Below are 13737 nucleotides of genomic sequence, written 5' to 3'. Positions count from 1 at the left end.
GTTAGCTATGAGTAAGACTTTAATATTCTTATTGGCTTGTGTTATTTCCAGGGCTGCAATAAGCCAGCCAGAAGGAAATATCTTAGGACTGGATCAGTTCTATCTGCTTGTGAAGGATCATCACCCGCTGGCCAAGCAAGCCAAACTTATTGTTCAACGTGGTCAAGTGGTTGTCCAAGAAGCACGCGGTGCATTCGATCCCAAATTGGTATCCAACTATGATACCAAGCAATTTGAGGGGAAGAACTATTATGAGGTTTGGGACACTTATGTGAAAATCCCAACTGTTCTGAATGTTGACCTCAAGGCCGGGTACGAAAGAAATGATGGACAATTCCTGAATCCGGAAAATACGGTTCCATCAAGTGGGTTGTACTATGCAGGGATCAGTGTCCCGGTCGGGAGAGGACTGGTTCACAATAGTCGCAATATTGGTCTCAAGAAGGGTATGGTGGAGCAACGGACATTACAGAACCAGGCATACTCGGTTTACAATAATCTTTTTCTGGACGCAAACTATATCTATTGGACCTGGTTTGGAACTTATCAGAAATTGAAAGTAGCAACCTCTAATTTGGAATTGATGACCGAAAGATTTTTAGGTATTCGAGAAGGAGCGTTGAATGGCGAGAATGCTACAATTGATTCTGTAGAAGCCCTGATTCAGGTGCAGACCTGGATGAATAATTTGGAGAAGACTAAAATAGACTATCAGAATGCAACACTGCAAATGCAGAACTTTATATGGGATCCTGATACCAACATGGATGAGATACAGCCAGACACTGTTTGGAGTAGGGGGGTGGTATTTGCAGTCGACAACTATGTAGACTTTGCTATGAGAAATCACCCCGATTTGAATACTCTGGAAGCTCGACTAAACGGCCTTGAGCTGGATAGAAGATTGGCTGCAGAAAATATAAAACCCATTTTGAATCTCAACTATAACTTTATTACTGGTGGTGATAGGTCAGATGAAAATCTTACAGGAGTAACAAATAACTACAAAGGGGGTGTAGAATTTAGTTTTCCCTTGTTCATCAGAAAAGAAAGAGCAAAACTAAAACAGACTAAAATTAAGATTGAAGAAGGAGACCTAAAGCTTGGTCATAAAACGCGAGAGGTGACCAACAAGGTCTTTCAATCCTATGGTAAGATGACGGTCCTGCAGAACATGATCGTTCAGCAAAGGCAAATAATCGATAATTATGAAATACTCCTTAATGGAGAAAAAACGAAGTTTGATAATGGGGAGAGCTCAATTTTTTTAATCAACACTAGAGAGAATAAGAAAATAGCCGCAGAGTTGAAACTTGTTGAGCTTGAGGCTGATTATGGCCGGGCACTTGGGTTTATCAACTGGTCCAGTAGCTTCTATATAGATGGACTGATCAATCAGGTACAATAATTTTCTTTGGCAGAAATAAGATTCTTAATCCAGTTCTACCAGTCCCTTTTTGACCGCATAAACAATCAGTTCTACTGGAGATGCCAGCTCCAGTTTTTTGAGCATGTTTTTACGATGCGAATTAATGGTATGTGTACTCACGTTGAGCTGATCGGCAATTTGATTTGTTGTTAAACCTTTGGCAACCCACTTGAGTACCTCGATTTCTCTAGTAGACAACAAGTCGTCACTTTTGGTGGGCTGCACTGGTGCGAGTGGTTGCATCAGTACGTCAAGGATATCACCGCAATAAAATCGCTTTCCCAGGCGGATGCTCTCAAGCGCTGTTTTGATCTCCTGAGCATCACAGTGGGTAGTAAGAATACCACGGATACCAATTTCTTTGAGCTCTTGAATCAGTACTTTGTTTTGAAGATCAACCACCAACAGTAAATCAATATTAGTTCGACCCATTAGATCGGATAGTTGTGGGAGCACCTGTTCTTTAGCTTGAGACAAATCGGCGAGGAGAAGTGTTTGAGATGAATCTGGCGACCACTCGTTCATGGACGCTGCGCTGCCCACTATTTGAAAAAAGGGCGAATCGCTAATGATTTGCTTCCAGCCCATTAAGGAGACATAGTTTGGGTTGATAAGGAAGGTGCGAGTCGCTGGCAATTTTTTCTATTTAGAATAATTCTAAACAAAACTAGATGCCATCACTCGATTTTCCAAATTGTTTGGAATGATTCTAAATAAATTATTAAACCTCTGTCCCGTTAGAGACAGAGGTTGCAATCAATTTTCATAAACTATTCGTACGCGGTAGATACTGTTGTTGATTGGTAGGCTGTCGTGAGTGAATCCTTCAAATAGTATATAGTATAAATTGTCGGCTGTATTGACCTGCCTATTGACAGAGATCGTCAGACTCTGCTTGGTTCCTATTTTTGCTGCTTCTGTACCCAGGCTTTGCGCTCCTCCGCCGGAAACATCAAAAGGTAATTCCATAAAGTGCACTTTCACACCCTGGCCTCTGTCGTCGTCAGTCACTGCATCTATTTGTTTTACATTGACTTTATCGGGTAGATTTATTTGTGCTATCAAACGGCCAGCTTGGTCTTTTCCTCCGACAAGGTAGGCTCTGCCGCTTTGCAATCCACCAATGTTATCATATTGTACGGTGTAATTGATTTCGACAGAATTGTCATAAACCTCAAAGTCTTGTGCTGTTAGGTAAAAAAATTGAGTGCCCGCATTAGCGTCTTGGCCTGCTGGTCCTCTTGGTCCCTGAATGCCTTGAATACCTTGGAGTCCTCTGGGTCCAACAGCTCCATCTGCGCCGTCATTACCTGGAGTACCTTGTATGCCCTGTAGTCCTTGGTCACCAGTGTCTCCTTTCACTCCTTGTATACCCTGAGCGCCGTCAGCTCCATTATTTCCGGGTATACCCTGTATACCCTGCGGCCCTTGATCACCGGTATCTCCCTTGTCACCTTTATCACCTTTCACTCCTTGAATACCTTGTATTCCCTGAGCACCGTCAGCTCCATCATTTCCAGGTAAACCTTGAATGCCCTGCGGCCCCTGGTCACCAGTGTCACCAGTGTCTCCCTTGTCGCCTTTAGGCCCGGCAGGTCCTTGCAATCCCTGCGCGCCATCTGCTCCATCGTTTCCGGGTATACCCTGTATGCCTTGTGGTCCCTGGTCGCCAGTATCTCCTTTATCACCTTTCACTCCTTGAATACCTTGTATTCCCTGAGCACCGTCAGCTCCATCATTTCCAGGTAAACCTTGTATGCCTTGCAACCCTTGGTCACCTGTGTCTCCCTTGTCGCCTTTAGGCCCGGCAGCTCCTTGCAAACCCTGTGGGCCATCAGCTCCATCGTTTCCGGGTATACCCTGTATGCCTTGCAGTCCTTGGTCTCCAGTATCCCCCTTGTCCCCTTTATCACCTTTTACTCCCTGAATACCTTGTATTCCCTGAGCTCCGTCTGCACCGTCATTGCCAGGTAAACCTTGTATGCCTTGCAACCCTTGGTCGCCAGTATCTCCTTTGTCACCCTGAATACCCTGGGCACCATTACTCCCCGCAGATCCTTGAGGGCCTTCTGCACCGGTTTCACCCTTATCTCCTTTAGGTCCGGTATCCCCTGTGTCTCCTTTAGGCCCAGCCGGTCCAGTTGCACCTGTAGCACCGGTTTCACCCTTGGGACCTGGTACAGAGCTACCCGAAGACTCCGCATACAGGGCATAAGGCACGCTGAGCATTTGGGTCGTTCCCAGCACCTGGAAGCTTGAGCCTCCATTGGTATCAACTTCAACATGAATAAAGTATGGGCCTGAGGCCCAATCTATCGTGTTGAATGTGCCACCAGATACGCTTCCTTCTCCAATGGTCATATTTACCAATCCGTACCCGTTAGTAGTCACCAAATGAGTTTCAGTGTACACAGATGCTCCATTAGTTGCGCCTTGGAGGAGCTGAATTTGAAAATTTATGGTTTGATTGACCAGCGGATTGCCTGAGTCATCTCTTGCTATGGCTTGATATTTAAAAGCTGCTGGCGCTTGTGCCATACATAGGCTAGTCCACACTAGCATGATGAGGCTAAAGGATATAATCTTTCTCATGATTATCTGTTTTTGGAGAGTTTAAATTTTTTGATTGGCCTTAAATCTTGATCAAACACTTGAAGTATATAGGCTCCAATACTTAAATAACTGATGTCGAGGAGTTGAGCATTGGTATAAGCTATGTCTCCTAAATAAACCTGACGTCCTGTGAGATCCGAAATAACAACCTGAAAATTGCCCATTTCTTCAAATTGAAGGGTCAGCTGATCTTTGACAGGGTTAGGGTAAATCTGAATGGCCATGTCGGATTCATTCATACCTAGAACAAACGGGGTTGCTTCTTCAGATTGTACTCCTGAGGACAGGATGATGTCGTCGGTTTCATATGAATCTAAAACGCTACCGCCGAGTGTCCAGCTTAATTGAATTTGGTCATTGGTGAATGAGCCTCCGGCAGTGCTAATGATCGAAGGCGCAAGTTGCTGGCTTGAAGCGCACAGAGAGATAAATAGTTGTAGACAGGTAAATAGATGTTTCATGGCTGAATCTATAGCATTGAACTTTACTGAAATCACCGCAAAGCAGTGTTCAACCATTTTCTACAATTACCAAAAATAGTGAAAAAAAATCATATTAAAACACAATTTTTGACCAAATCACTTTAATCAGGTACGCATATTCTCTATTAGTATTTATGCTGACTTGTTAATGTATCAGCTTAATTTGAGGCCTGGGAGCCTAGATAATTCCTGAATTTCGAGTATGTCGAACAATCTAATGATTATATTTAGTTGCATTTTGTAATAGGCTAAATACAAATTACTATGACATCAATATTGGTTGTTGACGATTCTAAATTCCAGAGAGAGACTATCAAAAACATATTGGAAGAGGCAGGGTATGAAGTCATCGGAGAAGCTGCAAATGGTGAGGACGCCATTAAGCTGGCACTGATCCTTAATCCCGAGATAATCACCTTGGACAACGTCTTGCCTGACATGTTTGGGCTGGATGTGATGGATGAGCTCAACGATGTGGATTTTAAGGCAAAGGTGATTATGATTAGTGCCGTCGGACAGGACATCGCCCAGCGAGAGGCTAAAGAAATTGGCATACTGGATTATCTGGTAAAGCCTTTCACCAAAGAGGCCTTACTGGAGAAAGTACTTAAGCTAGCTACTATGTAGGAGGTTTTTTCCTCTCATCCTAATAAAAAAGCCTATTGAAATAAATATATCAATAGGCTTTCGTAAGTAATCAATGATTTTCTCAACGAAGAATTATATGGCTTGAGCAACCTGGAGTCACTTTATCTAAATTGATTAAACCAAGCCACAATATGATCGATTTTACCAATCAATTGACTTGGTCGCCTGGCAATGAAATGATACGCACCCGGCATTTCTACCAATGCAGTTTCAATTTTCCTGATCTTCAACGCGTGATATAGTTGTTTGGCTTCTGACAGGGGTGTTCTTAGGTCGCTAGTACCTACCATAACCAGAGTGGGGGTTTCTATATTTCCCACGAGTGAAATGGGGGAGAACTTCATATAGGTTTCAGGATTTTCCCACGGGTAGCCCGGATATCGGTAATTAAAATATCCATTCCAATTGTCTGCTACCAGTGTCTTGGAGTACCAGTTCATCACCGGCTTGATTACGGCCGCTGCTCTGAAGCGTTTGGATTTCCCGATAATCCAGGCAGTCATAATACCACCGGCACTGCCTCCAGTCACAAACAGACTGTCCTGATGCACATATCCTTCAGCGAGTACAGCATCTACACCTGACATGACATCGTCATAATCCTGTCCGGGATAATTGTGATATAGCAAATTGCCGAATTCTTCTCCATAACTGGTGCTTCCCCTGGGATTTGGATAAAACACGACATAGCCAGCTGAGGCATAAAGTTGCATTTCAGGAGAAAATCGATCTCCATAATTGGCAATAGGCCCACCATGATTCTCCACAATCATAGGGTACTGTTTGCCAGGGTCAAATTGGGGAGGTTTTACAATCCAACCCTGGATTTTTCGATTGTCAAACGAAGAGTTGTACCAAATTTCTTCCACTTTCCCTAGTTCTCGGTAAGCCAGTAGATCTTCGTTTAGGCGGGTGATCCTTCTAATCGAAGAGTCGCCCTTTTTGCCTGAGGCAAGATCGGCAGGAAAGTAGGGTGTCGTCATGTTGTAAACGAGCAGATCATTGTTAGATATCGAGAACGATCCTCCTCCATAAGGCCTGGCTACTCCTGTGCCGCCTACGTCGTCTTTAACTTTTTCAAACTTTCCGTCGAGTGACACAAACCCAATTTTGGTATTTCCTTCAGAGTCGTAAAGGAAATAAAGTCCAGTACCTTTTTGATTCCAAGTCAGATTTGACATCCGGCGATCTAGCTTTAGGTCTATCATTCTTTTACCGCTTCCGTTTAGGTTCATCACATATAATTCAGGAAGTTGATAAGTTTGTATTTTGTCTTCATAACCCAGATAGGCAATATTATTCCCATTTGGAGAAACTACCGGATCGTAGTCCGGGCCATTTCTTTCAGTTAATTCCTGGATACTGCCATCAGATAATGAAACGCTGTAGATTTCAGAGTTTCGGTAGTTATATTCCCAATCCTCGCGCCGATTGGCAGAGAAGATCAATGATTTACCATCTTTTGTCCACTGGGGCTCATTTTTATGCTGATATCTTCCGCTGGTTATTTGTCGGGCAGTCCCGCCATCGGCTGGAATTATAAAATAGTGATAGTAACCCGGTTCGATAAAGCCTGATCCATCTGCTTCATGTCTTACTCTAGTGGTAACCCGTGGCTCGTCTGCCCATTGTGCGCCCTTAGGTTTACTTGGAGAATTAACCATATAAGGCGGTTTTTCTGGCACCAGCATTGAAAACGTCAGCCATTTGCCATCTGGCGACCAGCTAATATTGCTAGGTGACCGGTCCAATTGGGTCAGACGGGCATGTTGACCCGACTCCATCCAATAAACGAATATTTCTGAGCCCTCGTCGGTCGAAGAGGTGTAGGCAATACGAGTACCATTGGGAGACCATCTGGGTGAAGATTCGCTGTGGTCGTTTGGAGTAAGCTTTCTATGATTGTTACCTGCATGATCAACTATCCATATCCGGCGCTCACGTTTATCTTGTAGCTTATTCATTCTATTTCTCAGGTAGACATTCCATTTTCCATCAGGAGAAACCTGCGGGTCCGAGGCCCACTCCAACTCAAATACGTCCATCTGTTGAAAAGGGATTTTCGATTGTCCGGTGGCTTCAATTGCCAAAAAGAGAAGAATAATTGCAAATTGTTTATATGGCTTCATAATGTTAAAAGTAAAGTAAAATGTGTGCATTTTTTACTATGGCGTTGCTGATTGTTTTCATGTTTTTGAGTCTTTTGGTTGCCTTACTTCAGTAGCAGCCTGTACAAAATATAAAAAGAGCTGTCAATTACCTGACAGCTCTTTTTCAACTCATTTATCAAACTAAATGATCAATTTGATTATGGATTTTGAACCATGAGTGGATTGGCATTGAGTTCATCGGTAGGAATCATCCATTGCCATCTGTTGTCGCCGGCAGGCACATCAGAGACTAAAACCAGATTAAAATCATGATTAGATCCATTTCTATTCAATGCCTTGTTTTGGCGCTTCAAATCATAAAACCTGAAGCCCTCTCCCCAAAGTTCCCAACGTCTCTGAAGGTCGATTTCATCTATGAGCGCTTGTCCTGTGTTAGTGGACAGGGTATAGCTTGCGTCCCTGGCGCTGGCAAGTGTAAATAATGCAACTGCTGCGCCAGCATCATCGGTACCACTTCTAGCCAATGCCTCTGCCTCAATTAAGTACATTTCTGATGCTCTCATCAGGGGAATGTCTCCTCGGCTATCTCCTGTAGAAACAGCAAGAAATTTCTGATGAGTATATGGAAATCTCTTATGTCTGGAAATGAGACTTATACCTTCCGGTAAATTGTCGTGATCACCAGTCGGATCAAAAATGGCAGATCGAACATCCGTGCCTGGAATTGTGGCATAAAGCGCCTGGCTTATGGATTTAGGATTACCTCTGATTTGATTTGACGAGAAATTTCTTGACATAATTCCCCCAAAATTTGTGAAATTAGATCCCTGCTCCTCATTGTAATGCAATCCCCACATCCACTCGTCAATATTATAGTCATTGAACCCGGAAGTGTAGGTTGAACTGTCCATCAGCGTGAGGCCTGCCCTGGCTAATCTTGCCATATTTACAGCCTCCGTGAAATTACTTTGAACCAGCGCTACTCTTGCCTTCAACCCTTGCGCAACAGCCTGATTGGCATGGGAAGGATTGAACCTGCTATATCCATCCAACAGTGTAATGGCCTGGGTTAAATCTTCATTGATTTGTGTATAGACTGCTTCTACTGTGGCCCTGGCCTGAGGTTCGATAATAGGCTCAAGGACAATGGGTATGCCCAATTGATCATTTCCCCCTCCGGCAACATAGCGCTTGCCATATAGCTGTACCAAATGAAAATGAGCAAAAGCCCTTAAAAAATAGGCCTGACCTAAAGCTGCATTTTTATCTTCCTCGGGCCCAACGGCCTCATCTCCTCCAGCGATAACAATATTGGCGTTAACTATGGCTCTATACATGACCCTCCAGTTATGCAACTGACGATCGTCATCAGGATCAAATGGCTTGATCCATCTGGCAAAATCGATCATTGACGAATTTGCTTGCGCATTTTGGACTACATCTTCCCCCATAAAAGAATTCTGAATCATCATCGAACCGATTCCACCTTTTCTATTGTTGCCACTTCCATTTTTATTATCTAATCTGGTATAAAACAATCGGTAAATCCCGTTGATGACCAGATTCATGTTTTCAGTGGTGGCTGTAGCGTTGGTAGCAGACACATCTTCAGTAGACGATGTTTCCAAAAAGTCGTCAGTACACGATGCGAAAGGCATCATCACGACTAAAATTAAAAGACATTTTGTTATAGTATTTTTCATCTTCTTAATCTTTAAAAGGTTACGTTAAGGCCCAATGTGACAATTTTTGCTGTCGTAAATCTATTTTGGGTAGTTCCACTGAAATTTTGATTTACATCCAATCCATCTCGTGAAGTATTTGACCAGAGGTTTTCACCGTTGACATATACCCGAACCGTTTCCAGACCTGCTTTGCTTATGAATTTTTGAGGTAAGTCATAAGAGAAATTGATTTGTCGTAGTGCCAGGTAGGATGAACTGATAAGCCATCGGCTCGATCCTGCATCAGCAGCTGTCTCCGTTGAGATGTCCATTCTGGGCACATTAGTGATATCTCCGGGATTTTGCCATCTGTCCAGAATGTCCTTGTGCTTGGCTTCTCCGTACCCACCAGTTGACATGAGTGAAGCATAATTGGTGTCATATGTTTTACCACCAATCTGATACGTCATTAAAAAACCTAATTTGAAATTTCTGTAGGTAAATGTATTAGTGAAGCTCCCGAATAGATCAGGAAGAGCAGTTCCCACGAATGCCATTTGGGCATCATTTTGATTTGTTGTGACCAGGGTGCCATTCACTGTCCTAAGATCAGCGTCGGTTTCATCTACTTTAGAGTCAGCCACATATAGTGCAGATCCATCTGCCGGATCTACTCCGTACCACTGACGTCTCCAGTAGTCATAGATAGAACCACCTTTCACATATTGTTTAGTTCCATTCACGATACTATCCTGAGGAAGCTTTGTAATTTCGTTTTTGATCGTAGACATATTCACGTCCAGTCTCCAGGCAAAATTAGAAGTCCTAATTATGTCTCCGGCGAGTCCTACCTCGAGTCCGCTGTTGACCATGTCACCTATATTTCTTTTCGCCGCATCCAGGCCGCTGGACACAGGAAGAGGCACATCAAACAGGAGTCCCTCGGTCTTTCTCGAAAAATATTCGACACTACCCGACAATCTGTAATCCAGAGCGGAAAATTCAAGTGCTATGTCGGATTGAACGTTTGTTTCCCATTCTAATGAGGGAGCAGCCAGCTGATTCAGTGCTACACCTGGTTCGGTATCATTGTTCCACCCTAGAGAGAACAACGCCTGACTGGCATAGTAGCTAAAACCACCAACATCGATATCATGTCTTAGGCCTCCGTCATTACCTACTTCTCCATAGGAAGCTCGTAGCTTCAATTGATCAAAAAGGTTGTTGCCTTGCAAAAAGGCTTCTCTATCGATTCTCCAGGCTCCACCCACAGACCAAAAATTACCCCATCTGGAATTTTTGTCAAATCGTGAAGAGCCGTCTGCTCTGAAAGAAGCAGATACGAAGTACTTGTCATCATAATCGTATTCAGCCCGAGCGAAATAGCCCTCCTGCTTGAGCTGTCTGCTATAGCCCTCCAGATTAGTGATGTTTGCAAAGTTGATCAACTGAATATTTCCTTCAGCCACCTGACCATTTCTATTACCGGCTAAGTAGGTAGTTTCGTAGTTCATGGACTCATGACCAAGTAAGATACCAACTGAATGATTTCCGAAATCCTTGTTGTAGCTAAGCAATTGATTGTAATTGACCGACATTCTGGTTGAAGAGACCCTGCCTGCGCGTCCTAAAGGCGCTCCATCACCGACAAGATTGCTGTCGTAGTCTTTGGTATTAAAAAACCGACTATCTATACTCGCGTTTAACGTAAATTTAAAATCATTCAAAAAATAGAAATCCACAAATGCTCTTCCTGATGCTGAGAAAATATCGTCCTGATCTTTTTGAAGTTCGTTCTCCATAATCACATGTCGGCCTACCATCACGCCAACTCGATCGGCTCCCTGGTCATATATTTGATTGCCTGCCGCATCTAAAACATAGGCTCCTGTGGAGTCATGTTCATGTACCGGATAGATCGGTGCTACTCTTCTGGTACCGTTGAATGGATTTACAGAGTTGCCACTTGTTCCGTCATTGGATTGATTGGAGGAGGAAGATGAAGCAGCCAGATTAAAACCGGTCTTAACCCATTTTTTTGGCTGAGTGCTCATATTTACCCGGCCGGAGACCCTTTTGAAATCTGAATTGATTGCCCATCCAGTATCGTCAAGATAGGACAAGGAGAAAAAGTAACTGGATTTTTCATTTCCGCCCTGGTAGCTCATATCCATGGAGGTACGTTTACCCGTTCTTTCCAATGGACTTTGCCAATTCAAATCTTCGGCATAAAGCAACTCGGCAGCTGGATTCAAATTTCCATCTGTTCCAACGATCTGATCGTTGGGCACATTGAAAGGGTTCGTTTTGAGCTGATCAAAAATATCATCGCTGGCATCTTGATTTGCGGTGGCCAGATCAGCATCTGTTGCCGTTCCGGGTATGGCGTTCGAATTCCTCAGGGCTTCCCACATCAACGGGTAATATTCCTGGGCAGAAACGCGATTGTATTCTTTGATACCTCTCGTTGAAACACCCCTGCTCACGTTTACATTAAACTGAGACTGACCGTTCTTTCCGCTCTTGGTAGTCAATATTACCACTCCATTTGATGCCCTGGAGCCATAGAGAGCTGTGGAAGCTGCATCTTTGAGTATCGAAATGCTTTCGATATCCTGTGGATTGATGCTGGCTAAAGTACCGGTGAAAACAAAACCATCAACTACGTAAAGCGGGTCGTTCGAATTGTTGATACTAGAGAATCCCCGTATTCTGATATCTGAAGATTCACCCGGCTGACCACCGCCCGGTGAAAACTGGACACCTGCGGCTCCTTCAATGGCGGATGTAATGTTTGTTAAAGCCCTTCCTTCCAATGCCTCAGAATTTATTTGGGTAGCAGATCCGGTAAATGCACCTTTTTTGGCTACGCCGTAGGCTACTACTACTAACTCCTCTAGCTGCTGTGAATCTGCCTCAAGATCAATCTCAATAATCGAACGTCCTGCGATTTGGACTTCTTGAGATTTAAATCCTACGAAACTAAAGACCAACGTGGCGGTTTCATCGACCTCAAGTCGATAGTTGCCATCAATATCAGTTGTGGTACCACGCGTGGTTCCTTTTATCACAATAGAAACTCCTGGTAATGATTCGCCGTCGCTACCACGAACCTTTCCGGAAACAGTGATATCGTCCTTGATGATTTCAATAACTCCCGCTTGATCCAGCACTGATTTGCGCTGATTGATCACGATGTTGTTATTGATTCTGGTAAAATTCAATCCAGATTTTTTCGATATACCAGCCAATACTTTGTATAGGGACTGTCTTCTTTTCTTTATACTTAGTTTGTCATCATTTTTCAAGACATCATCGTCATAAGAAAAATGAAATCCCGTAGATTTTTCTATAGTTGCAAGGGCCTGTTCAAGATTTGCATCATTGAGATTTATCTCTAGATAGACTTCTTTGATGCTAGAGTATTGTGCAATTCCATTCTCTGCCAATACCACACTATAGAAAATCACCTGTATCAGAAATGCTTTAAGTACATTTTTTGAGACCATTTTCAGTAAATAAAGTAATTTATTCTTCATAGATTTAAAGGTTTATTTTAAACAATCATTTATTGTCCGGGTTTTGAAAGTTTGCGAGACGGCCATGCCCGGATAAGATCAAGTCCTATCCCTTCTGAAGGGGTAGGACTTACTTTTAGGAACTGTTTTGAAGTATTTGCATATCACTTATTTCTTATAAATGTCTACTTGTTTGTTCTGAATTTTGTATCGGAAGCCCATCGCAATGCTGATGTTATCCAAAATGTTGGTTAGGGTCTCATTATAAAATTTTCCGGTAAATCCGAATTCAGTTGAAATTTCTTTGTCTGCGTAAATAGTTACACCGAACCATCGTTCCAGTTCTTTCTGAATCTCTGGAAATGAGGCATTTTTGAATACAATGGCATTATTCTTCCAGGCCATGATGTCTGACAAGTCAAATTCATCAACACTATGGCTTCTGTTTGTTTTATTATAAACCAGCATTTCCAAAGGATCGAGAATTTCCTCATAGGCCATTTCCCTATCGTTTATTCCTTTTATCTGAATTTTTCCCTCCTCCAGAGCAACAAATTGAAGATTTTCACCAGAATAGGCGCGGACATTGAATGAGGTTCCAAGCACTTTGGTTTGGATAGTTCCGGTCTTGACGATAAATGGTTTCTTAGCATTGTGGGTTACCTGAAAGTAGGCTTCTCCTTCCAGTTCAACTGTTCTGGCTGTCTCGTTAAAACGGTTGGAGTAGAACAGCTTACTTCCGGAGTTCAATTTCACAATGGTACCATCGCTGAGCCTGATGGTGGATTTAACACCATTGGCTGTTTCTTTTACTACAAAAAGTTCTTCAGTTACTGGTACCGAGGGCTTATTAGAATCGATGATGAAAAAGGATATGCCGGATACAAGAATCACCATGGCTGCGATTTTGAAATATTGAAACAGGTGGTTTGCGCTTTTCAGTTTTCTATGATCAGAAATCGTGATCTGATTATCGATTTTTCTCCATACATCCAGTGTCTCGTCAGCCGAAGGTTCATATTCTTTAAATTCAACTGTTTTTAACAATTCAATTGCCTGACTAACTTCGAGTGCCTTGGACGGGTTATCGGTCACCCATTGATTCCAGAAAATATTTGATTCTAAATTCGGATGTTTTACCCACCTCACGAATTCATCGTCTATGGCAAAGTCGGTGGAGGTATATTCTATGTATTTCTTTTGTTCCATTTTAGTTGATATTAACTAGGCAGTAAAAGGAAGTTGATTGCATTATTACCTACATTATTTTAA

Annotated in this window: 9 protein-coding genes; 2 read left to right on the top strand and 7 right to left on the bottom strand. The window is 42.9% G+C overall.

Annotated elements, in window-relative coordinates; genetic code table 11:
• The first annotated feature begins 7 nt into the window (after positions 1-7).
• Complete coding sequence (locus ABJD64_RS16260; RefSeq protein WP_348183405.1) at positions 8-1408, top strand: TolC family protein; 1401 nt, start codon at positions 8-10, stop codon at positions 1406-1408.
• Between the two features lie 24 nt (positions 1409-1432).
• Here the strand turns inward: ABJD64_RS16260 and ABJD64_RS16255 are convergent, their stop codons facing one another.
• The 3 genes from ABJD64_RS16255 to ABJD64_RS16245 all read right to left on the bottom strand — a co-directional run bounded on the left by ABJD64_RS16255 (position 1433) and on the right by ABJD64_RS16245 (position 4503).
• The gene (locus ABJD64_RS16255) at positions 1433-2017 is read right to left on the bottom strand and encodes a response regulator transcription factor (RefSeq protein WP_348183403.1); all 585 of its coding nucleotides are present in this window, start codon (positions 2015-2017) and stop codon (positions 1433-1435) included.
• A gap of 168 nt (positions 2018-2185) precedes the next feature.
• Entirely contained in the window at positions 2186-4021 is a 1836-nt protein-coding gene (locus tag ABJD64_RS16250) for a hypothetical protein (protein WP_348183402.1), read from the bottom strand.
• A gap of 2 nt (positions 4022-4023) precedes the next feature.
• The gene (locus tag ABJD64_RS16245) at positions 4024-4503 is read right to left on the bottom strand and encodes a T9SS type A sorting domain-containing protein (protein ID WP_348183400.1); all 480 of its coding nucleotides are present in this window, start codon (positions 4501-4503) and stop codon (positions 4024-4026) included.
• Positions 4504-4788: 285 nt separating this feature from the next.
• Here ABJD64_RS16245 and ABJD64_RS16240 point away from each other — a divergent pair, with 285 nt between their 5' ends.
• Positions 4789-5151 (top strand): response regulator, encoded by a 363-nt coding sequence (locus ABJD64_RS16240; protein ID WP_348183398.1) that lies wholly within the window; start codon positions 4789-4791, stop codon positions 5149-5151.
• Between the two features lie 122 nt (positions 5152-5273).
• On the opposite strand, the gene ABJD64_RS16235 is transcribed toward ABJD64_RS16240, so the two are convergent.
• From ABJD64_RS16235 to ABJD64_RS16220, 4 genes are all read right to left on the bottom strand, one after another.
• The gene (locus ABJD64_RS16235) at positions 5274-7301 is read right to left on the bottom strand and encodes a S9 family peptidase (protein WP_348183396.1); all 2028 of its coding nucleotides are present in this window, start codon (positions 7299-7301) and stop codon (positions 5274-5276) included.
• Between the two features lie 179 nt (positions 7302-7480).
• On the bottom strand, positions 7481-8986 hold the full coding sequence (locus ABJD64_RS16230; protein WP_348183394.1) for a RagB/SusD family nutrient uptake outer membrane protein: 1506 nt from the start codon (positions 8984-8986) through the stop codon (positions 7481-7483).
• Between the two features lie 11 nt (positions 8987-8997).
• The gene (locus ABJD64_RS16225; RefSeq protein WP_348183392.1) at positions 8998-12486 is read right to left on the bottom strand and encodes a SusC/RagA family TonB-linked outer membrane protein; all 3489 of its coding nucleotides are present in this window, start codon (positions 12484-12486) and stop codon (positions 8998-9000) included.
• Positions 12487-12633: 147 nt separating this feature from the next.
• Positions 12634-13674, bottom strand: a complete 1041-nt coding sequence (locus tag ABJD64_RS16220; RefSeq protein WP_348183390.1) for a FecR domain-containing protein — start codon at positions 13672-13674, stop codon at positions 12634-12636.
• Between the last annotated feature and the right edge of the window lie 63 nt (positions 13675-13737).

It is taken from the genome of Reichenbachiella sp., from assembly GCF_039944555.1.
Classification (GTDB): Bacteria; Bacteroidota; Bacteroidia; order Cytophagales; family Cyclobacteriaceae; genus Reichenbachiella.
This window is presented reverse-complemented; position numbering and strand designations above follow the sequence as displayed.

What these genes read in the sequence shown, in the direction of transcription:
- ABJD64_RS16260 (WP_348183405.1), top strand. Translation starts at nt 8, where the DNA reads ATGAGTAAGACTTTAATATTCTTATTGGCTTGTGTTATTTCCAGGGCT.
- ABJD64_RS16255 (WP_348183403.1), bottom strand. Translation starts at nt 2,017, where the DNA reads ATGGGCTGGAAGCAAATCATTAGCGATTCGCCCTTTTTTCAAATAGTG.
- ABJD64_RS16250 (WP_348183402.1), bottom strand. Translation starts at nt 4,021, where the DNA reads ATGAGAAAGATTATATCCTTTAGCCTCATCATGCTAGTGTGGACTAGC.
- ABJD64_RS16245 (WP_348183400.1), bottom strand. Translation starts at nt 4,503, where the DNA reads ATGAAACATCTATTTACCTGTCTACAACTATTTATCTCTCTGTGCGCT.
- ABJD64_RS16240 (WP_348183398.1), top strand. Translation starts at nt 4,789, where the DNA reads ATGACATCAATATTGGTTGTTGACGATTCTAAATTCCAGAGAGAGACT.
- ABJD64_RS16235 (WP_348183396.1), bottom strand. Translation starts at nt 7,301, where the DNA reads ATGAAGCCATATAAACAATTTGCAATTATTCTTCTCTTTTTGGCAATT.
- ABJD64_RS16230 (WP_348183394.1), bottom strand. Translation starts at nt 8,986, where the DNA reads ATGAAAAATACTATAACAAAATGTCTTTTAATTTTAGTCGTGATGATG.
- ABJD64_RS16225 (WP_348183392.1), bottom strand. Translation starts at nt 12,486, where the DNA reads ATGAAGAATAAATTACTTTATTTACTGAAAATGGTCTCAAAAAATGTA.
- ABJD64_RS16220 (WP_348183390.1), bottom strand. Translation starts at nt 13,674, where the DNA reads ATGGAACAAAAGAAATACATAGAATATACCTCCACCGACTTTGCCATA.